The organism is Microbacterium sp. zg.Y909 (assembly GCF_024626565.1).
The window spans coordinates 1-19,505 of record NZ_JANJFJ010000048.1 but is presented as its reverse complement, the minus strand read 5'-3'; the positions used below and the strand labels follow the sequence as shown (position 1 = coordinate 19,505).

18 protein-coding genes and 2 pseudogenes are annotated in these 19,505 nt (G+C 68.1%); 11 read left to right on the top strand and 9 right to left on the bottom strand.

Annotated elements, in window-relative coordinates:
- From NQ160_RS24850 to NQ160_RS05990, 3 genes and pseudogenes are all read right to left on the bottom strand, one after another.
- Positions 1-163, bottom strand: a pseudogene (locus NQ160_RS24850) (cysteine desulfurase); the annotation flags it as partial.
- A 66-nt stretch (positions 164-229) separates the two neighbouring features.
- Positions 230-1,450 carry an amidohydrolase gene (locus NQ160_RS05995; protein ID WP_257514320.1) on the bottom strand — a complete coding sequence of 407 codons (1,221 nt, stop codon included), beginning with the start codon at positions 1,448-1,450 and terminating at the stop codon, positions 230-232.
- Between the two features lie 191 nt (positions 1,451-1,641).
- Positions 1,642-2,577, bottom strand: coding sequence for a sugar-binding transcriptional regulator (locus NQ160_RS05990; RefSeq protein WP_257514319.1), 936 nt, complete (start codon positions 2,575-2,577; stop codon positions 1,642-1,644).
- An 88-nt stretch (positions 2,578-2,665) separates the two neighbouring features.
- On the opposite strand from NQ160_RS05990, the gene NQ160_RS05985 reads away from it, so the two are divergent.
- The 5 genes from NQ160_RS05985 to NQ160_RS05965 all read left to right on the top strand — a co-directional run bounded on the left by NQ160_RS05985 (position 2,666) and on the right by NQ160_RS05965 (position 7,678).
- The gene (locus NQ160_RS05985) at positions 2,666-4,045 is read left to right on the top strand and encodes an ABC transporter substrate-binding protein (protein WP_257514318.1); all 1,380 of its coding nucleotides are present in this window, start codon (positions 2,666-2,668) and stop codon (positions 4,043-4,045) included.
- A gap of 78 nt (positions 4,046-4,123) precedes the next feature.
- Complete coding sequence (locus NQ160_RS05980; RefSeq protein ID WP_257514317.1) at positions 4,124-4,963, top strand: carbohydrate ABC transporter permease; 840 nt, start codon at positions 4,124-4,126, stop codon at positions 4,961-4,963.
- 20 nt (positions 4,964-4,983) lie between these two features.
- Entirely contained in the window at positions 4,984-5,841 is an 858-nt protein-coding gene (locus NQ160_RS05975) for a carbohydrate ABC transporter permease (RefSeq protein WP_257514316.1), read from the top strand.
- Positions 5,799-6,917, top strand: coding sequence for an NAD(P)-dependent alcohol dehydrogenase (locus NQ160_RS05970; RefSeq protein WP_257514315.1), 1,119 nt, complete (start codon positions 5,799-5,801; stop codon positions 6,915-6,917). The genes NQ160_RS05975 and NQ160_RS05970 overlap by 43 nt, the downstream gene beginning before the upstream one ends.
- A 29-nt stretch (positions 6,918-6,946) precedes the next feature.
- Positions 6,947-7,678, top strand: coding sequence for an HAD hydrolase-like protein (locus tag NQ160_RS05965; RefSeq protein ID WP_257514314.1), 732 nt, complete (start codon positions 6,947-6,949; stop codon positions 7,676-7,678).
- Between the two features lie 17 nt (positions 7,679-7,695).
- Here the strand turns inward: NQ160_RS05965 and NQ160_RS05960 are convergent, their stop codons facing one another.
- Both NQ160_RS05960 and NQ160_RS05955 read right to left on the bottom strand, forming a co-directional pair.
- Entirely contained in the window at positions 7,696-8,739 is a 1,044-nt protein-coding gene (locus tag NQ160_RS05960; RefSeq protein WP_257514313.1) for a LacI family DNA-binding transcriptional regulator, read from the bottom strand.
- Positions 8,740-8,764: 25 nt separating this feature from the next.
- The gene (locus NQ160_RS05955) at positions 8,765-10,447 is read right to left on the bottom strand and encodes a glycoside hydrolase family 13 protein (protein WP_257514312.1); all 1,683 of its coding nucleotides are present in this window, start codon (positions 10,445-10,447) and stop codon (positions 8,765-8,767) included.
- An 88-nt stretch (positions 10,448-10,535) separates the two neighbouring features.
- Between NQ160_RS05955 and NQ160_RS05950 the strand changes: the two genes are divergently transcribed.
- Entirely contained in the window at positions 10,536-11,060 is a 525-nt protein-coding gene (locus NQ160_RS05950; RefSeq protein ID WP_257514311.1) for an adenine phosphoribosyltransferase, read from the top strand.
- 25 nt (positions 11,061-11,085) lie between these two features.
- Here the strand turns inward: NQ160_RS05950 and NQ160_RS05945 are convergent, their stop codons facing one another.
- From NQ160_RS05945 to purS, 3 genes are read right to left on the bottom strand one after another with little or no spacing between them, the layout of a single operon-like run.
- Positions 11,086-12,018 (bottom strand): 2-hydroxyacid dehydrogenase, encoded by a 933-nt coding sequence (locus tag NQ160_RS05945; RefSeq protein WP_257514310.1) that lies wholly within the window; start codon positions 12,016-12,018, stop codon positions 11,086-11,088.
- A gap of 42 nt (positions 12,019-12,060) precedes the next feature.
- A complete protein-coding gene (gene purQ / locus NQ160_RS05940; protein ID WP_257514309.1) occupies positions 12,061-12,768 on the bottom strand; it encodes a phosphoribosylformylglycinamidine synthase subunit PurQ in 708 nt (235 codons plus the stop codon).
- A complete protein-coding gene (gene purS / locus NQ160_RS05935; RefSeq protein WP_257513961.1) occupies positions 12,765-13,013 on the bottom strand; it encodes a phosphoribosylformylglycinamidine synthase subunit PurS in 249 nt (82 codons plus the stop codon). The genes purQ and purS overlap by 4 nt, the downstream gene beginning before the upstream one ends.
- Positions 13,014-13,262: 249 nt before the next feature.
- Here purS and NQ160_RS05930 point away from each other — a divergent pair, with 249 nt between their 5' ends.
- From NQ160_RS05930 to NQ160_RS05910, 5 genes are all read left to right on the top strand, one after another.
- On the top strand, positions 13,263-14,534 hold the full coding sequence (locus NQ160_RS05930; RefSeq protein WP_257514308.1) for an ABC transporter substrate-binding protein: 1,272 nt from the start codon (positions 13,263-13,265) through the stop codon (positions 14,532-14,534).
- A gap of 83 nt (positions 14,535-14,617) precedes the next feature.
- Positions 14,618-15,673 (top strand): carbohydrate ABC transporter permease, encoded by a 1,056-nt coding sequence (locus tag NQ160_RS05925; protein ID WP_257514307.1) that lies wholly within the window; start codon positions 14,618-14,620, stop codon positions 15,671-15,673.
- Positions 15,670-16,584 carry a carbohydrate ABC transporter permease gene (locus tag NQ160_RS05920; RefSeq protein ID WP_257514306.1) on the top strand — a complete coding sequence of 305 codons (915 nt, stop codon included), beginning with the start codon at positions 15,670-15,672 and terminating at the stop codon, positions 16,582-16,584. The genes NQ160_RS05925 and NQ160_RS05920 overlap by 4 nt, the downstream gene beginning before the upstream one ends.
- Positions 16,585-16,588: 4 nt before the next feature.
- Positions 16,589-18,076 carry a GH1 family beta-glucosidase gene (locus NQ160_RS05915; RefSeq protein WP_257514305.1) on the top strand — a complete coding sequence of 496 codons (1,488 nt, stop codon included), beginning with the start codon at positions 16,589-16,591 and terminating at the stop codon, positions 18,074-18,076.
- Between the two features lie 22 nt (positions 18,077-18,098).
- On the top strand, positions 18,099-19,112 hold the full coding sequence (locus NQ160_RS05910; RefSeq protein ID WP_257514304.1) for a LacI family DNA-binding transcriptional regulator: 1,014 nt from the start codon (positions 18,099-18,101) through the stop codon (positions 19,110-19,112).
- Positions 19,113-19,242: 130 nt separating this feature from the next.
- Here the strand turns inward: NQ160_RS05910 and NQ160_RS05905 are convergent.
- Positions 19,243-19,505 (bottom strand): annotated as a pseudogene (locus NQ160_RS05905) (nitrate reductase); the annotation flags it as partial.

Below are 19,505 nucleotides of genomic sequence, written 5' to 3'. Positions count from 1 at the left end.
CGATCTCGGCGTCGAGTACGACCTGGGGCTTCTGGCTTGTGGCGCCGGAGTCGAGGTAGACGAGCGGCTCGCCGCCCACCGTCTGCCGCAGGATCGGGAAGTCGGCGCGCAGGGCGGCGGCGTCGAGAACCCGGCCGGGCTCGGATGCGATGGAGGCACTCACCCTTCCAGGCTACGCCGCCCAGGCTGCGCCGGGTCCGACGACGGCCCCGAGGATTCGGCGTGAGGCTCAGGCTGCCGCCAGGAACTCCCGCGCCGCGACCACGAGGTTCTCCACCCCTTGCTCGATCGTGGGGTGCAGCACCGGAGCGAAGAACGGCGAGTGGTTCGTGGGGATGTCCTCGTCGATCGTCCCGCCCGCGGCGGCCCCGGCGTAGACCTCGGGGTCCACGCCGCCCCAGAACCAGAACACCAGCGGCGCGCCGCCGTCGCGGGCGAACCACGACACGTCCTCGCTGCCGGTGAACATGCCCGGGTCGATCACGGCGCCCTCGCCGAAGCTGCGCTCGAAGGCGGAGACGAGGCGGGCGGTGGCATCCACGTCGTTGATCGTCGGAGGCAGGGAGTGCTGCACCGCGATGACCGGGGGCTCCTCCGCGCCGGATGCCAGCGCCTCGGCGCGCACGACCCGCTCCACCTTGGCCAGGATGCGCTCGCGCGACGGCTCGTCGGTGTACCGCAGGCTCAGCTCGAGGCGTGCTTCGGCCGGGATGATGTTGTTCTTCAGGCCGGCGTGGATGGAGCCCACCGTGACGACGGCCATCTCGCGCGGGTCGACCTCGCGCGACACGACGGTCTGCAGCCGCATGACGGTGGCGGCGGCCATGACGACGGGGTCGATCGTGGCGTGCGGGCGCGAGCCGTGGCCGCCTCGGCCCAGCAGGGTGACCGTCAGTCCGTCGGATGCCGCCATCTGCGTGCCGCTGCGCACCCCGATGAGCCCGGCGGGGAGCGGGGTGAGGTGCTGGCCGAGCACGATGTCGGGGCGCGGGAAGCGGTCGAGCACGCCGTCGGCGATCATCGCCTGCGAGCCGGCGCCGTACTCCTCGGCGGGCTGGAACACGGCGACGACCGTGCCCGACCAGGCATCCTTCGTCGCGTGCAGCCGCTCGAGGGCCCCGAGCAGCGCGGTGACGTGCATGTCGTGGCCGCAGGCATGCATGACGGGGACGTCCTGCCCGGAAGGGTCGATGCCCCGTGCGGTGCTCGCGTAGGCCAGACCGGTGCGCTCCTCGACGGGAAGGCCGTCCATGTCGGCCCGCAGCCAGACGACGGGGCCATCGCCGTTGCGGATGACGGCCGCGACCCCGGTGCGTCCGATGCCCTCTTCGAACTCGATGCCCAGCTTCTCGAGGTTGCGGGTGACGACCCCGGCGGTGCGGGTCTCCTGGAAGGAAAGCTCCGGGTGACGGTGCAGATCGATGTAGAGGGCTTCGAGGTCGATGCTCATGGCCAGAGCCTACGGGTCCGCGCCTCGGCCGTGCGCGGGGCGCGGCCGAGGCGCTGGCGGGCTCGTCTGCCCGTGACGCGCCGCGTGCGCATGAGCGCGTACGCGTACTGCTCGTGAACCGAGCGTGGAGCCGCGCAGAGACCGCACGACGTGCAGGAGCTGGCAAGGGAACCTGGGGGAGTGAGACCTCCCTAGTCCCCCATCAGGGCACTGATCGCTGAACGCGTGTCTGTGATGACGTGATTCGGGATGCCCGATCGCAGGATGGCGCCGAGTGCTCCCTCCTTGCCCGGTCCGCCGCCGACGGCCACGCGCATGTCGACGGCGCGAAGCTGCTCCTCCGAGATGCCGATGATTCGGTTGCGGAGGGAGTGCACGGAATTGCCCTGGTCGTCGAGCAAGACAGTGCCGATCTCCGCGACGACCCCCTGCGCGACCAGAGTCTCCATTTCTCCCAGATCCGCGAGCTGCTGGGCGAGGAGAGATGAACTTGGCCACCCGCCGATCGTCAAGAAGACTTTCGTCAGGTGGTCGAAGCGCCGAATCGTGCGCTGATGCGACGGATGCTTGACGATCAATGCCTGCTCCGCCTGCTCCACGACGATCGGGGTGTACAAGGGGTAGGACGCGCCGCCGCTGGCACGCGCGATGTTCACGATCGCCTCCACGCCGTCCTCGAGTCGGGGCGCACCGACTCCTGTGATCTGCACGACGTCCATCCAGGGAAGCTGCGTCACCCGTCGGGACAGAGCCACCATCGTGCGTCCGGGCGCGAGCCCGATCAGGTCATCGTCATTGGCGTGCTCCTGGAGGAACCCGGCAGCGACGCCGGCGATGGCATCGCGGATGTCCTCTTCCCTGCGCGACGCACACGAGACGACGACGGCTGATCGCATACCGAAGCGGCGGGCCAGCCGCTGCGACAAGTCGACGTCCACGGGCTCCTGCGTGCTCGCTCTGACCTCGACGAGACCGATCTCGCGGGCTTTCTTCACCATTCGCGACGCGGCGAATCGGGAGACGCCGACCTCTTCTGCGATGTCGTTGAGTGCGCGCCCGTGGGCGAGGCTCTGCATGGCGACGTACGTATAGAGAATGCGCTGATCGAGGCTTAGCGGGGCGCTCATATGAGCAGGCTACCGCGACATATGAGCGTACCCAGGATGCTGTTACCGCGCGGAGGCAGCGCGGATGACGACCAAAGGAGGACACGTCATGGATCACTACGGCAAAGTCGCCACACGCCCCCATCGAGTTGCGGGCGTGGGCGTTCTGGCGACCATCACGGTGCTCGCCGGCTGCGCGGCGGGCGGGGGAACAACGGCGGGACCCGACACCGAGATCGATGAGTTCGATTGGCGGAACTTCGAGGGCACAGAACTCAATCTGCTCATGAGCGAGCATCCGTTTTCCAACGCGATCTCCGAATACATACCGGAGTTCGAAGAACTCACGGGGGTTTCGGTCAACCTCGAGACGCTGACTGAGACCGACTACATGGTCAAGCTCCTCACTGAACTGCAGTCGGGATCGGGAAGCTACGACGCATTCATGACTTCTCAGCCGATGAACTACCAGTACGCGGCGGCCGGATGGATCGAGGACCTCCTGCCGTGGGTCGAGGATGAGACGCGGACGGCGCCCGACTGGGACTTCGATGACTTCTATCCCGCATTGATCGAATCGCTTCGCTGGGACAAAACCGAATATTCTGGGGCAGGACAGGGAGGGCTCTGGGCTCTGCCCGTCAATGAAGAGGGCTACGCGCTTTTCTACCGGCAGGACATCCTCGAGGCGAACGGTATCGCCGTGCCCCAGACCGTGGATGAGCTGATAGCGGCGGCCGAACAGCTCGACGGGACAGAGTTCGACGGGCGTCAGATCTCCGGCTTCGTCAGCAGAGGTGACAAGACGTACCCCACCCTCAACCCCTTCAGTACTTTCCTCATGGCGTACGGAGGGACGGACATCGTCGACGGCAAGGCGGCGGTCAACTCTCCCGAATCCGTCGCGGCGGCTGAGAAGTGGGTGGAGATCATGCAGTACGCGCCGGACGCCGCCAGCACCTACACGTGGTACGAAGCGCAGCAGGATTTCATCGCCGGCAACGCCGCGTTCTATATCGATGCCGACCATATGGCCCCGGACTTCGAGAAGAGCGCGATCGCGGGGACCGTCGGCTACGCGCTGCCGCCGGAGGGTCCGGCCGGTCGCGGTTCGAGCATGTGGGTGTGGTCACTGGGCATGAACGCGGCCTCCGATAACAAGGATGCAGCGTGGCAGTTCCTCCAATGGGCATCCTCGAAGGAGACGCTCACCTCCGCGATTGCGAACGGGAACATGAACCCCACGCGGATTTCTGTGGCAGAAAGCCCCGAGATGGCTGAAGCAACGGCGGAATGGGGGAACTACAACCAGGTGTGGCAGGAGATCCTCGCGGATTACGCCAGCTGGGCATACACGCCGGCGGCGACATGGCCGCAGGCGGGCGACATCTGGACGATCGAGATCCAAGCTGCGGTCTTGGGGCAGAAGTCCGTCAAGGAGGCGATGGACGACGCAGCGGCGCAGATCGATCAGCTGATCGCTGAGTGATCGCCGACGCCGCCGGTGGGTTGGACCGACCCACCGGCGGCTCGTTCCCGGGATTGGAAGATGAAACACAAGCCTTATTTGCCCTATCTGCTCGCCCTCCCCGGTATCGCCCTTCTGCTGGCGATCCTCTACCCGTTCCTGACCGGTGTGTACTGGTCGTTCACCTCATACCGTCTGACCCGCGGCGGCCCGGAGTTCAACTGGGGGAGGAACTACCTCACCCTCTTCTCCACGGGAACAGGCTGGAACGCCGTAGGGGTCACCCTGGTGTACGCCGTGACGGTCGTCGTCGTGGAAGTCGTGATCGGAATCCTCCTCGCTCTCGCGCTCAACCACGGGAAGTACGGCAACGTCTTCCGCATCATCATCGTCCTCCCGCTGCTGATGCCACCGGTGATCGCAGCCCTGATGTGGAAGGTGATGCTGACGGAGAACGGAGTGGTCAACTGGGTGCTCCGCGAGTTCGGGGGGCAAGGGCTGCTCTGGTTCAACGGACCAGACACCGCTCTTCTGACGGTCATGCTCGTCGACGTCTGGCTGTACACCCCGTTCGTGGTGCTCCTGATGCAGGCTGCGCTCCGGAGCGTCCCCACAGAACTCAGGGAGGCCTCCGCCGTTGACGGTGCGGGTGCGGTGCGACACTTCTTCTCCATCACGTTGCCGCTGACCGTCCCGGTCCTCGTGATCGTCATGGCGTTCCGAGGGATCGACTCCCTCAAGATGTTCGACGTCATCTACACCACCACCAAGGGCGGGCCTGTGGACGCCACGACGAATCTGCATGTTCTCGCGTACTTGGAGGGAATCCGCAACCTGAACTTCGGCGCCGCGATGGCGGCGTTGGTGATTCTCTGGGTGCTTTGTTACGCGATGTCCTACGTCCTCTTGAAAGCGCGCCGAAGGGACATGGCAGCATGACTGCTCTCGAGCCAAAAACGATGACCATTCCCTATCGGGGACAGAGTCCACGCAAGTCGCGGCGCGCGTCAGGGCATTTTTTCGTCGTGGCAGGTTTGACGCTCTGGTCCGCCTTCACGCTGGCGCCGATCATCTGGATCCTGATGATGTCGTTCAAGACGCCGGACCAGATCATCTCCAATCCGCCACAGTTCGTCTTCGCCCCCACACTCGACAACTACATCGAGGTCTTCAGTGGTCCTGAATTCCTGAGACCCTTCATGAACTCGCTGATCGTTACCGGGGGATCGCTGCTTTTGACCCTCATCGTAGGGCTGCCTACGGCTTATGCGTTGGCCAGGTTCACATTTCGAGGGCGTGAGAACATTGCGTTCGGCGTTCTCTCTCTGCGCTTCGCACCTGAGCTACTGATCATCCTTCCGCTGTATCTCATCTTCCAGAACACCGGTCTTTCGGATTCCTATCTTGGTTTGATCCTCGCTTATCAGCTGGTGACCCTGCCGATGCTCGTCTGGATGCTCCGCTCGTTCATCGAGGACCTGCCGAACGAACTGGAGGAAGCGGTCGCCGTCGACGGTGGGACACGCTGGACCGCGTTTCGCCACGTTCTGTTCCGTCTGATCGCGCCGGGACTGGCTGCGAGCCTGATGCTGTCCTTCGTGTGGGCGTGGAACAACTACACGCTCCCTCTGGTCCTGTCCGGAAGGAACACTCAGACCGTGACGACGGGGCTTCAGCAGTACATCGGTTACCAGTCGATCGAGTGGGGTCCGATGTCGGCCGCCACCATGATCTCGATCATCCCTGGAGTGCTCCTCGCGGTGTTCTCTTTGCGATGGATCGTGGGCGGTCTGACCGCGGGAACCGTCAAAGGCTGAAGGCCCTGAAAGAGAAAGCAGAAAACATGTCATTTACATACCCCGGGTCGATGCGTGCAAGCGTACTCACGGCGCCGAAACAGATCGAAATGCGAGAGGTCGACGTCCCGGAGTTGGAGCCCAACCAGGTTCTCGTCCGAGTCGAGGCCGTGGGTGTGTGCGGGTCAGACACACACTTCTACGAGACCGGGAAGATCGGCGACATCATCGTGAGAGGAGACGTGGTCCTCGGGCATGAGTCGGCAGGCACCATCGTCGCCGTCGGCCGAGATGTTCCACCCGCTCGCGTCGGCGCGCGGGTAGCCGTCGAGCCGCAGACGGTCTGCCGTCGGTGCGAATACTGCAAACGGGGTGAGTACCATCTCTGCCGCCAGGTCGAGTTCTACGGAGCATGGCCCATTGACGGCTCGTTCGCCGAGTACGAAGTGATCGACGACGACTTCGCGCACACGATCCCGCACCACATGTCGTTCGAGCATGCTGCGATGGCTGAGCCGGTCTCCGTAGCCGTGCACGCCGTGCGCAAGGCGGGAGTCACGGCATCGTCACGGGTTTTGATCACTGGTGCCGGACCCATCGGCATCCTCATCGGGCAGGTTGCCCGGGTCTTCGGTGCGAGTGAGATCGTCGTCAGCGATCCGATTGCGAATCGCCGTGAGTTCGCACTTGGCCACGGTGCGACGTCGGTTCTGGACCCCTCGAGCGCCGACTTCGCGGCCTTCGACCAACACTTCGACATCTACATCGATGCATCCGGGAACGCGGGTGCGATCATCGCGTCCATCCCCACGCTGCGTCCGGGTGGGCGAGCGGTTCTCGTTGGGATGGGAGGGGACCATCTCGAGATCCCGGTCGCGATGATCCAGCACCGCGAGATCACCCTGACCGGCACGTTCCGTTACGTGAACACCTGGCCGACGGCCATCGAACTGATCGCGTCGGGCGCGGTGTCGGTCGATGCTCTGATCACTGGACGCTACGGGCTGCGCGACGTCGAGAGCGCGCTCATGATGAGCAAGACCGACCCCGCGGCGATCAAGTCGATGGTCCTCCCAGCCCTGGTGACGGGAGATTGAGCGCCCGCCTCGGTGCTCGATCCCAACGGATGAACCTGATCGCGAGGCTCGTCAACGGCCAAGAAATCGATGTAGCGGGGTTCCTCTTCGACATGGATGGGACCCTCTTGGATTCGATCGCTTCAATCGAAGATGCGTGGGCGGCGTGGGCGGCGGAATGGGGCGTCGACCCGTCCCCTCCGCTACCGCACGGAGTAACGGCCGCATCGCTCATCGCGCATCTCGGGGTACCGGCTGAGCGTCGCGCCGCCGCGCAGCGGAGCTTGGCCCAGATCGAGGCGCGACCCGGGCAGCGTATCGCGCTCAAGCAAGGCGCGGGGGATCTGCTGGAAGCAGTACCTCGTGAGCGGTGGGGTATCGTCACCTCCGCCGCGCGCAGCGTGGCGCATGCGCGCCTCACCGCAGCGGGAATCCGACCTCCCCACGTACTGGTGACGGGGGACGATGTCGACGCAGGCAAGCCCGCTCCCGATCCTTTCTCCCTCGGTATGGCCCGGCTTTCTCCACCGGGCACTCCCGAGGGACCCATCGTCGCGGTGGAGGACACGGTCGTGGGCGCGGAGTCCGCTCGTGCCGCAGGATGCCTGGTGGTCGCGGTGGAAGGCACCGCGACCGACCGTGAGCTCACGGCTACCGCCCATGTCGTGGTCGCGTCGCTGGCGTGCCTCGTCGCGAGGGTTCGCGGAGGTGGGCTGCGCGTCAGCATCGAGCGGCCTCCGGCAGGCGGGTCTCGCGTCGCGGGGGCGTTACCGGAGCGTTGATGCCGACTTCGTCGTCGTCACGATTCGCGCCTCGGCGGCCTGGTGGACGTCCGGACCACCAGATCGAAGGGCAGCGGATCGAGCCCGGCCGGCCCGGTCTCAGGCGTGGTGGGGGGCGCTGGTTCGTCGAGTGCGGCCAGCACCTCCCTCGCCGCACGCAGTCCCTGGTCGTGCGGGAACTGGTCGACCGTGGTCAGCCCGAAGAACCCGCTGAGCTCGTGGCCGTCGACCCCGACCACGGACAGCTCGCCGGGCACCGATAGCCCGAGGTCGCGCGCGGCGATGAGGGCGCCGAAGGCCATCTCGTCCGAGGCCGCGAAGATCGCGGTGGGCGGGGCGTCGCCGGTCAGCAGCCGCATGGCCGCCGCATGACCGCCCTCGATGGTGAAGTCGCCGTGCTCGTGGCGGGCGGAGGTGCGGGGGATGCCGGCGGCATCCAGTGCCTGCTCGAACCCCCGCCGCCGCAGCGAGGGGATGTGCTCCCGCTCGGTGCCGTCGTCGACGTCGTGCAGGATGCCGATGTGCGCCAGTTCCCGATGTCCCAGGTCGGTGAGATGCGCCGTGGCGAGCTTCGCGACGGCGATGTCGTCGACCGCCAGGCTGGGAAGCTGGCGGTGCTCCGCACCCAGGGCCACGACGGGCATGCCGAGTGCGGCGAGGCGGTCGGCCTCGGCGGTGTCCAGCGACATCGCGATGGCGATCACGCCGTCCACGCGGCGGCGGCGCAGGAACGTCTCGAAGACCACGGCGCGCTCCGTCGGATCCTCGGTCAGCGCGTAGAGGGTGATGTCGTAACCGGCGCTCTGCAGGCCCGACGCGATGCCGGCGAGCACCGTGGAGAAGTACCACCGGTCGACCACCGGCAGCAGCACGCCGATGTTGCGAGCGCGGCCCGACGCCAGGCTCGACGCGGGCGCCGAGACGACGTAGCCGAGCGCCGCGGCGGTGTCGAGCACGCGCGAGCGGGTGCCGGCCGAAACCTGCCCCCGCCCGCTCAGCGCGCGCGACACCGTCGCGGTGGAGACCCCCGCCGCGCGTGCCACCTCATCGATGCTCACCATGGCGTGGGGTCTCCTGTCGCGCCGATCAGGCCGTGCGCAGCCACACGGTGACGTCGGCAGGCAGCATGCCGTCGGTCACCGGCTCGCTCGCGACCAGCAGGTCGCCGGCGGGCAGTGCCACCGGCTCGGAGCCGATGTTCGAGACCACGGTCACGTCGCCGTTGGTGAAGGCCAGCACGTCGTCGCCGAAGCCGTCGATCCAGCGCAGCGTGCCCGCACCCAGCGCGTGTGCACGGCGCTCGGCGAGCAGGCTGCGGTACAGCGACAGGGTCGAATCGGCGTCGCCGACCTGCCGGTCGCGGGCGAGGGTCGCCCACTCCGCCGGCTGCGGCAGCCACGACTGGCCGGTGGGGCTGAAGCCGTACGCGGGGGCGTCGGCGTCCCACGGAATCGGCACGCGGCATCCGTCGCGGCCGTATCGCTCGCCCTCGGTGCGGAACCACGTCGGGTCCTGGCGGGCGTCGCCGGGCAGGTCGATGACCTCGGGGAGCCCGAGCTCCTCACCCTGGTAGATGTAGGCCGACCCGGGAAGGGCGAGCATGACGGCGGATGCCGCGCGCGCACGGCGCAGGCCGAGGACCGGCTCGGGCTTGCCGGGGGAGTCCGGGCCGATGCCGTGACCCTGGGGGTTCTCCGCCGTCAGCGCCAGCCGCGAGGCGTGCCGCACCACGTCGTGGTTGGACAGCACCCAGGTGCTGGGGGCGCCCACGGCGGGGTAGGCGCGCAGCGACTCGTCGATGACCGCGCGCAGCTCGGCGGCGTTCCACGGGGTCTCGAGGTAGGCGAAGTTGAACGCCTGGTGCATCTCGTCGGGACGCACCCACTTGGCGGTCATGTCCACCGTCGGCAGCCACGCCTCGGCGCAGAGCGCCCGGTCGCCGTCGTACTCGGCGAGCACGCGGTTCCAGTCGCGGTAGATGTCGTGCACGCCCTCCTGGCCCCAGTACGGCACATCGGCCTCTTCGCCGCCCATCGAGCCGGCGTGCGGGTCGGGGGTGTAGTCGGGCAGGCCGGGCGCCTTGACCAGGCCGTGGGCCACGTCGACGCGGAAGCCGTCCACGCCGCGGTCGAGCCAGAAGCGCAGGATGCGGCGGAACTCCTCGTGCACGACGGGGTTGGACCAGTCGAAGTCCGGCTGCGACGAGTCGAACAGGTGCAGGTACCACTGGCCGGGGGTGCCGTCGGGCTCGGTCACCCGGGTCCATGCGGGACCGCCGAAGACCGACTCCCAATTGTTCGGGGGCAGCTCGCCGTTCTCACCCTTGCCGTCGCGGAAGATGTAGCGCGCGCGCTCGGGGCTGCCGGGCGCTGCGGCCAGAGCCTGCTGGAACCACACGTGCTGGTCGGACGAGTGGTTCGGCACCAGGTCGGCGATGATGCGGATGCCACGCGAGTGCGCGGCCTCGATGAGGTCGTCGAAGTCGGCGAGCGTGCCGAAGAGCGGGTCGACGTCGCAGTAGTCGGAGACGTCGTAACCGGCATCCTTCTGCGGGGAACGCTGGAAAGGGCTCAGCCAGATCGCGTCGACCCCGAGGGTCTTCAGGTCGTCGATGTGGGAGGTCACACCGGGCAGGTCGCCCACGCCGTCGCCCGAGGCGTCGGCGAACGAGCGGGGGTAGATCTGGTAGATGACGGCGGTGCGCCACCACTGGGAGCCGGGACGGGAATCCGCAGCGGCGGTGCCGGGGAGGGTGTCGGGAAGTGTCATGCCACCATGGTACTGCAAGCGCTTGCAGTGGGCACGGGCGGGCGGGCGTTCCCAGGGAGCTTCGGAGCGCCGCGCGTAGAATCGGCCGGTGACCCCCGAACCCGCCGCCCTCGCGCGCGCCGACTCGCTCATCCGCACGATCCCCGACTATCCCGAGCAGGGTGTGCTGTTCCGCGACGTCACCCCGCTGCTGGCGGATGCCGCCGCCCTCCGCAGCGTCGTCGACGCGATGATCGCCCCCTTCGAGGGCCGGTTCGACGTCGTGGCGGGGATCGAGGCGCGCGGGTTCCTGCTCGCGGGAGCCATGGCCACCGTCGCGGGCGTGGGTCTCGTGCCGATCCGCAAGGCCGGAAAGCTCCCGCGTCCGGCGGCGTCGGTGGCGTACTCGCTGGAGTACGGCACGGCGGCCATCGAGGTGCACGACGACATCGCCGAGGGCACCCGCGTGCTGCTGGTCGACGACGTGCTCGCCACAGGCGGCACCCTGGTGGCCGCGCACGAGCTGATGGGCGCCATCGGCGCAGTGGTCATCGGGACGTCGGTGCTCATGGAGCTCCCCGGCCTCGGCGGTCGCGAGACCGTGGGCGACGTCTACTCGGTCTTCACCGCCTGAGGCGAGCGGCCGGACCGCACGCCGCTCAGGTGCGCACGACGACGTTGAGCGGCTCCTCGCCGGCGATCATGCGCTCCATCTGCCGACGGACGAGTGCGGCGATGCGCGGGCGCATGGCGCTCGAGGCGCCGCCCACGTGCGGGCTGATCAGCACGCCGGGCGTCGCCCACAGGGGGTGGCCCTCGGGGAGCGGCTCCGGGTCGACGACGTCCAGTGCCGCCCGCAGCCGGCCCGACGAGGTCTCGGCCACGAGGGCGTCGGTGTCGATGAGGGAGCCGCGGCCCACGTTGACGACGAGGGCGCCGTCGGGCAGCAGCGCGAGGGTGTCCGCATCGAGGATGCCGCGGGTCTCCTCCCCGCCCGGCAGCGTCAGCACGACGATCTCCGCTTCGGGGAGCAGGGCGCCCAGCTCATCGATGCCGTGCACCTGCATGCCGTCCTCTTCGCGAGCGCTGCGGGCCACGACGGTCAGGTCGACTTCGAAGGGCAGCAGCCGTGCGGCGGTGGCCTTGCCCACGCCGCCGTAGCCGATCAGCAGCACCCGGCGGTCGGCCAGGCTCTGGGTGAACTGCGGCTTCCAGACCCCGTCGCGGGTGTCGACGGCGAAGTCGTCGATGCGGCGCTGGGCGGCGAGGATCAGTCCGACGGTGAGCTCGGCCGTCGAGGTCTCGTGCACGCTCGCGGCGTTGGCGAAGACGAGGCCCTTCGGCAGCTTCTCGGCGACGCCTTCGTAGCCGATGGACTGCCCCTGCACGAGCCGCGGGGTGACCGCGGCCAGCAGCTCGTACGGGGTGTCGCCGTTCATGTACGGCGGAACGACGATGTCGATGTGATCGCGGGGCGCGTCGCCCGACAGATCCCACAGGACAATCTCGGCGCCGTCGGTCGCCGGGGTGAGGTCCTCCGCGAGCTGCTCGGACGGAACGCTGACGAGAAGGGGAGGAATGCCGGTGGTCATGCTCCGACGATAGTCACCCCTGGGGTGCGCGGGCCCGGATGATCAGGCTGCGGCGCCCACCACCGCGGCGACGGCCGAGGTGAAGAACGGCAGGCCGTCCACCCCCGAGCGCATGGCCTGGGGCGTGCCGGGGCCGAAGCCGGGCTCGACGGCGTGCTCGGGATGCGGCATCAGTCCGAGGACATTGCCGCGCTCGTTGGTGATGCCCGCGATGTCGCGGAGCGATCCGTTGGGGTTCACCCCGAGGTAGCGCAGCGCCACCAGGCCCTCGCCCTCGAGGCGGTCGAGCTCGGACTCCGCGGCGACGTAGCCGCCGTCGGCGTTCTTCAGCGGGATGACGATCTCCTGGCCGGAGGCGAAGTCGCTCGTCCACGCGGTGTCGTTGTTCTCCACGCGCAGCCGCTGGTCGCGGCGGATGAACTGCTGATGGGCGTTGCGGATCAGGCCGCCGGGCAGCAGGTGCGCCTCGACGAGCATCTGGAACCCGTTGCAGATGCCGAGCACGGGCATGCCGCGCTTCGCGGCATCCTTCACCTCGGCCATGATCGGCGCGAGCGCCGCGATGGCGCCGGCGCGCAGGTAGTCGCCGTAGCTGAAGCCGCCGGGCAGCACGAGGGCGTCCACGCCCTCGAGGTCGTGCGAGCCGTGCCAGAGGGCGACCGGCTCCCCGCCGGCGATCTGGATGGCGCGGCGGGCGTCGCCGTCGTCGAGCGAGCCGGGAAAGGTGATGACCCCGACGCGCACCGTCATTCGACGACCTCGATGCCGACCACGTCCTCGATCACCGAGTTGGAGAGCACCTCGTCCGCGATGCGGCGGGCGGCGGCGAGCGTCTCGTCGGTGACCTCGCCCTCGACGGTCAGCTCGAAGCGCTTGCCGATGCGGACGTCACCGAACCCCGTGACGCCGAGGCGCGTGAGAGCGCCGGCCACGGCCTTTCCCTGCGGATCCAGCAGCTCGGCCTTGGGCATGACGTCGACGACGATGGTGGGCATGTGGGGGCTCCGGATGTCGCGGGAAGGGTGCCCGCCCAGTCTATGGGCGCCCGCGTGATCGCTGCTCCTGCGCGGCATCACCCTGCGCGCCACAGGTCGTTATCGAACCGTGACTGATTTGTGGAGAACGTTGCTTTGCGTTCGTGGGAGCGATCCCATACGGTGATCAGCAACTGGTGAGAGCGCTCCCACCCGAAGGGGGCCGACGACCGGGGTCCCGCACGAACCACCACCACAAAGGAGTGACACGTGAAAACACGCGCACTGCGACGCACCACCGCCCTGCTGGCCGGCGTCGCGACCACAGCAATCGTCCTCGCCGGCTGTGCCGGAGGCGGCGACGCCGCGTCGAACGACGGCGATGGCGACGCCACCGACACCCTGACGCTCGCGACGTTCAACGACATGGGCTACTCGGACGAGCTTCTCGCGGAGTTCACCGAGGAGACCGGCATCAAGGTCGTCCACAACAAGGCGGCGACGTCCAACGACGCACGCGCGAACTTCTTCCAGAAGCTCGGCAAGGGCGGGCTCGCCGACGTCGAGGCCGTCGAGGTGGACTGGTTCACCGAGATGATGAAGTACTCCGACCTCGTCGTGCCCGTGCCCGACGACCTGAAGGGCCGCTGGCTCGACTGGAAGGAGGCCGCCGCGACCGACGCCGACGGCAACCTCGTGGCCTACGGCACCGACATGGGCCCGCAGAGCATCTGCTACCGCGCCGACCTGTTCGAGGCGGCGGGGCTCCCCACCGACCGTGAAGAGGTCGCCGAGCTGTTCCCGACCTGGGATGCGTTCTTCCAGGTGGGTTCGGACTACGTCGAGAAGACGGGCACCCCGTTCATCGACTCGGCCAACTCGCTGCTGCAGGGCTTCGTCAACCAGCTCGAGCTCGCCTACGAGGACCCGGACGGCACGATCATCGCCGCCGAGAACCCCGACATCCGCGCCGCCTACGACCAGGTCGTCGACAATGGTCTGCCCATCTCGGCCTTCGCCGGCCAGTGGAGCGACGACTGGTACGCGGCCATGGCCGGTGGCGAGTTCGCCGCCATGCTGTGCCCGCCGTGGATGCACGGCATCATCGCCGGTGAGGCACCCGAGGTCGAGGGCTGGGACATCGCCAACGCCTTCCCCGAGGGTGGCGGCAACTGGGGCGGCTCGTACCTCGTCGTCCCCGCCGACGGCAAGAACACCGAGGCTGCCCAGAAGCTCGCCGACTGGCTGACCGCTCCGGAGAACCAGATCAAGGCCTTCGAGAACGCCGGCACCTTCCCGAGCCAGATCGAGGCGCAGGACAGCGACGCGATCACCTCGTACACCAACGAGTACTTCAACGGCGCCCCCACCGGGCAGATCGGCATCGACCGCGCCAACGCGATCGAGGTGTCGACCTTCAAGGGTGAGAAGTACTTCCAGTACCACGACGCCCTGCAGAACGCGATCACCCGTGTCTTCGACGGTCTCGAAGACAAGGAAACCGCCTGGAACACCTGGCTGACGGAGATCAGCAGCTTCTGATCCCGGCATCAGCCCATTGATCCACGGGGTGCGGGTCGCATCGTGACCCGCACCCCGTGATCATCCGAAGAAGAAAGGCGATCGTGACCGCTACCGAATCCCGCCCGCAGACGCGTGCTGCCGATGCGCCGCCGCCTGCGCGCCAGCCGCGGGTCCTCTCCTTCTCGCACCGCCTGAGCCGGTGGGATCTGAAGGTCTCGCCCTACCTGTACATCTCGCCGTTCTTCATCATGTTCGCGATCGTGGGTCTCTTCCCCATCGCGTACACCGCCGTCATCTCGTTCATGGATTGGGACCTCGTCCGCAACTCCGGCGAGTTCGTCGGCTTCGACCAGTACGTCTGGATCCTCACGCAGCCGCACTTCTGGACCGCGCTGCGCAACACCTTCAGCATCTTCGTGCTCTCCAGCGTCCCGCAGCTGCTGCTGGCGATCTTCATCGCCTCCGTGCTGGACCGCAACATCCGCGCCAAGACCTTCTGGCGCATGAGCGTGCTGGTGCCCTACGTCGTCGCCCCCGTCGCGGTGGGCCTCATCTTCAACGCGATGTTCGCCGACAAGTCCGGCCTCATCAACAGCTGGCTGCAGCTGATTGGCATCTCCGCCATCCCCTGGCACGTCGAGCCCTTCTGGAGCCACGTCGCGATCGCCACGATGGTCAACTACCGCTGGGTCGGCTACAACACGCTCATCCTGCTGGCCGCCATGCAGGCCGTGAACCGGGACTTCTACGAGGCCGCGACCGTCGACGGCGCAGGCCCCATCCGGCAGTTCTTCAGCATCACGATGCCGTCGCTCAAGCCGACGCTCATCTTCGTGATCATCACCTCGACCATCGGCGGTCTGCAGATCTTCGACGAGCCCCGGGTGTTCGACCAGTTCGGTCGCGGCGGCTCGGCCCAGCAGTGGCTGACGATCACGCTCTACCTCTACGACATCGGCTGGGGGCAGTGGAACTTCGGCCGCGCCGCAGCGATGGCCTGGATTCTGTTCATCATCATCCTGGGCATCGGCCTGATCAACCTCCTCATCACCCGCACGCTCGTGCGAGATGAAGGATTGCGGTCCGAACTCAGCAAACGCCAGCAGAAACAGGTCGTACGTGCGGCCAAGAAGCAGGTCAAGGAGTCCCAGCGATGAGCATCGGCACGCCTCCACCCCTCGCGATCGTCGAAGAGGGCATCCCGAACGCCGCCGCGCGACGCCGCGGGGCCAAGACCATCCGCATCCGCGGCTCCCGCCCCGGGTTCTGGGTCTACGGCACGCTCGGCGCCGTCTTCCTCTCGGCCGTCTTCCCGCTGTACTGGTCGTTCGTCATCGGCTCGGGCGACGCCACCACGCTGCGCGGCGCCTTCCCGTGGGTGCCGCTGGGCAACTTCATCGAGAACGCCACCGCGGTGCTGAACAACCCCGCCGTGAACTTCTGGCCGGCGCTGTGGAACTCGATCTACAGCTCGTTCCTCATCGCCGCCGCCGTCGTGATCACCTCGACGCTGGCCGGCTGGGCATTCGCGAAGCTGCGCTTCCTCGGCGGACCGGGGCTGCTGGTGTTCGTCGTGGCCACGATGGCCGTGCCGCAGCAGCTGGGCGTGGTGCCGCTGTACATCCTGTTCTCCGACCTCGGCTGGACCGGACAGATCGGCGCCATCATCATCCCCGCCCTCACGAGTGCCTTCGGGGTGTTCTGGATGACCCAGTACCTGCGTCAGGCGGTGCCCGACGAGCTGATCGAGGCAGCGCGTGTCGACGGTGCGTCCATGATCCGCACCTTCTGGACGGTGGGCGTGACCGCGGCCCGCCCCGCCGCAGCCATGCTGTTCCTGTTCACCTTCGTGGGGTCCTGGAACAACTTCTTCTGGCCGTTCATCGTGCTCGACCGGCAGAACCCCACCCTCCCGGTGGCACTGTCGCTGCTGCAGTCGAACTACTTCGTCGACTACTCCGTCGTGCTCGCCGGTGTGGTGCTCGCCACGATCCCGCTGCTGCTGCTGTTCATCTTCGCGGGCAAGCAGCTTGTCAGTGGCATCATGGCCGGCGCCGTCAAGGGCTGATGACATGAGCACGATCGCACGAGAGGAGTCCGCCCGCGTGGCGAACACCCGACCCTTCCCCACCGACTTCCTGTTCGGCGCGGCCACCGCCGCCTACCAGATCGAGGGCGCCGCCCACGAAGACGGGCGGCGGGACTCCATCTGGGATGCCTTCTCCCGCGTTCCCGGCGCCGTCATCAACGCCGACAACGGCGACGTCGCCTGCGACCACTACCACCGCTACCGCGACGACGTCGCGCTGATGAAGCGCATGGGCCTGCAGACCTACCGGTTCTCGACGTCCTGGTCGCGGGTACGGCCCGACGGCGGAGCGCTCAACCCGGCAGGAGTCGACTTCTACAAGCGGCTGGTGGACGAGCTGCTCGACGCCGGCATTCTTCCCTGGCTGACGCTGTACCACTGGGATCTTCCTCAGACGCTGCAGGAGCGGGGCGGCTGGACGAACCGCGACACCGCGGACCTCTTCACCGAGTACGCGCTCGACATGCACGACGCCCTCGGTGACCGCGTGCAGGCGTGGACGACGCTCAACGAGCCCTGGTGCTCGTCGTTCCTCAGCTACACCGCGGGCCTTCACGCGCCTGGGCATCAGAGCGTGCGCGAGGGCGTGCTCGCCGCGCACCACCTGCTGCTCGGACACGGCCAGGCCGTGCAGGAGCTGCGCCGCCGCGACCCCGCCCTGAAGCTGGGCCTGACGCTGAACCTGACGGTGGCGGATGCCGTGGACCCGGCGGATGCCGCCGACCGCGACGCCGCCCGCCGCATCGACGGCCAATTCAACCGCTGGTTCCTCGACCCGATCTTCCGGGCGGAGTACCCGGCGGACACCGTCGAGGACATCCGCCGGGTGGATGCCGAAGCCATCGCCGCGCTCGAGGCCGCCACCCGTCCCGGGGACCTCGAGACCATCGCCACCCCCATCGACACCCTCGGCGTGAACTACTACCACGGCGAGTATGTGGGCGGACGTCCGCCGGCCGTCCCGGTCGACGGTGGCGACGCGCCCACCGAGCGGCAGGGATCCTCGCCGTTCCCCTCGCACGACGGCATCCACTGGCACGACCGCGGGCTCGCCCGCACATCGATGCACTGGGAGGTGCAGCCCGAAGGGCTGACCCGCCTGCTGCAGCGGGTGCAGGACGACTACACCGGCCCGCTCGGCATGCCGCTGTACGTCACCGAGAACGGCGCGGCCTACGACGACGTCGAGGTGGTCGAGGACGGCGAGACGCGGGTGCACGATGCGGACCGCGTCGAGTTCGTGCGCGGGCACCTGGGGGCGATCCTCGATGCGCGGGATGCCGGCGTGGATGTGCGCGGCTACTTCTACTGGTCGCTGCTGGACAACTACGAGTGGGCCTGGGGCTACGAGAAGCGGTTCGGGATCGTTCGCGTGGACTACGCCACGCAGGTGCGAACTGTGAAGGACAGCGGCCGCGAGTACAGTCGGATCATCGCGGAGCGGGCGCTCGACGTCCCGCCCGCGGGTTAGCGGCGACGTCATCAGGAGACGCATGAACACGGATTCGATGCGCGGTGCGGTGACCATCGAGGAGGTCGCAGCCGCTGCGGGAGTCTCGCGGTCGACCGTCTCGCGCGTGGTGAACGGATCGACCGCGGTCAGCCCGTCGGCGCTCGAGGCGGTGAACCGCGCCATCGCCGAGCTGAACTACGTGCCCAACCGGGCGGCACGGTCGCTGGCGAGCAGGCAGACGCTCGCGATCGCGCTCGTGGTGCCCGAGGACACCACCCGGTTCTTCGGCGACCCGTTCTTCGCCGCCGTCGTCTCCGGCATCAACGCGCGCATCAACAGGTCGGACTACGTGCTGAACCTGATCATCGCGAGCGACGACCCCCGGGACAAGACGACCAGCTACCTGCGCAGCGGCGCCGTGGACGGTGCCATCGTGGTGTCCCACCACACCAGCGACACCTTCATCGACCGCATCGCCGCCGCCGTCCCGGTCGTCTACGGCGGACGCCCGGTGCGCGAGCGCGAGAACGACTACTACGTCGACGTGGACAACGTGGCGGCAGGGCGGCTCGCGACGCAGCACCTTATCGACAGCGGGCGGCGGCGCATCGCGACCATCACCGGACCGCTCACCATGCCTGCCGGCGTGGACCGGCTGGGAGGCTACCGCGACGCCCTCGCCGCGGCGGGGCTGACGGAGGCGGCGGTCGAGGACGGCGGGTTCACCGCGGACGGCGGGGCGCGGGCGATGACCCGCATGCTGGAAGCCGGCGTGCCGGTGGACGCGATCTTCGTCGCGAGCGACCTGATGGCACGCGGCGCTCTCACCGTGCTGGCGCGCGCCGGCATCCGGGTGCCCGACGACGTCGCCATCGTCGGCTTCGATGACTCGCCCGTGGCAACGACGGTGACGCCGGCGTTGACGACCGTACGACAGCCGTCGTACGTGCAGGGCGAGCGCATGGCGTCGATCCTGCTGGAGCTGCTCAGCGGCGGACGGCCGCAGCACGTCACGATGCTCGACACCGAGCTCGTCGTCCGCGACTCCGCCTGACCCGCGCCCCGCCCCTCTTTCCGCTGAGACGAATACTGGCGGCCGAGACCATGGGTGATACCCACTGTCTCGGCCGCCAGCATTCGTCTCACAGTCCGGGGCCGGGCCGGCGGCGCGTGCGCGGCGGCGGTCAGTCCTGCAGGTCGCCGCCCAGCTGGCCGACGGCGGGGAGGGGACCGCCGTCGTCGGCGCCGGTGCGGCGCCAGCGGGCGATGGCGTTGCCGCCGTGGTAGATCGCCAGAGCCGCGACCGTGCCCAGCACGATCGCGCCGAACTGCAGCGAGCCCCAGTCCATCGTGAAGCCGGCGATCGCGATGATGAACGACACCGCGACGGTGTACTGGTTCACCGGGCGGGAGAAGTCCACGCGGTTGTCGACCCAGATCTTGATGC

Coding starts and splice junctions, on each gene's coding strand:
- NQ160_RS05995 (WP_257514320.1), bottom strand. CDS start 1,450: ATGAGCATCGACCTCGAAGCCCTCTACATCGATCTGCACCGTCACCCG.
- NQ160_RS05990 (WP_257514319.1), bottom strand. CDS start 2,577: ATGAGCGCCCCGCTAAGCCTCGATCAGCGCATTCTCTATACGTACGTC.
- NQ160_RS05985 (WP_257514318.1), top strand. CDS start 2,666: ATGGATCACTACGGCAAAGTCGCCACACGCCCCCATCGAGTTGCGGGC.
- NQ160_RS05975 (WP_257514316.1), top strand. CDS start 4,984: ATGACCATTCCCTATCGGGGACAGAGTCCACGCAAGTCGCGGCGCGCG.
- NQ160_RS05970 (WP_257514315.1), top strand. CDS start 5,799: ATGGATCGTGGGCGGTCTGACCGCGGGAACCGTCAAAGGCTGAAGGCC.
- NQ160_RS05965 (WP_257514314.1), top strand. CDS start 6,947: ATGAACCTGATCGCGAGGCTCGTCAACGGCCAAGAAATCGATGTAGCG.
- NQ160_RS05960 (WP_257514313.1), bottom strand. CDS start 8,739: ATGGTGAGCATCGATGAGGTGGCACGCGCGGCGGGGGTCTCCACCGCG.
- NQ160_RS05955 (WP_257514312.1), bottom strand. CDS start 10,447: ATGACACTTCCCGACACCCTCCCCGGCACCGCCGCTGCGGATTCCCGT.
- NQ160_RS05945 (WP_257514310.1), bottom strand. CDS start 12,018: ATGACCACCGGCATTCCTCCCCTTCTCGTCAGCGTTCCGTCCGAGCAG.
- purQ (WP_257514309.1), bottom strand. CDS start 12,768: ATGACGGTGCGCGTCGGGGTCATCACCTTTCCCGGCTCGCTCGACGAC.
- purS (WP_257513961.1), bottom strand. CDS start 13,013: ATGCCCACCATCGTCGTCGACGTCATGCCCAAGGCCGAGCTGCTGGAT.
- NQ160_RS05920 (WP_257514306.1), top strand. CDS start 15,670: ATGAGCATCGGCACGCCTCCACCCCTCGCGATCGTCGAAGAGGGCATC.
- NQ160_RS05915 (WP_257514305.1), top strand. CDS start 16,589: ATGAGCACGATCGCACGAGAGGAGTCCGCCCGCGTGGCGAACACCCGA.
- NQ160_RS05910 (WP_257514304.1), top strand. CDS start 18,099: ATGAACACGGATTCGATGCGCGGTGCGGTGACCATCGAGGAGGTCGCA.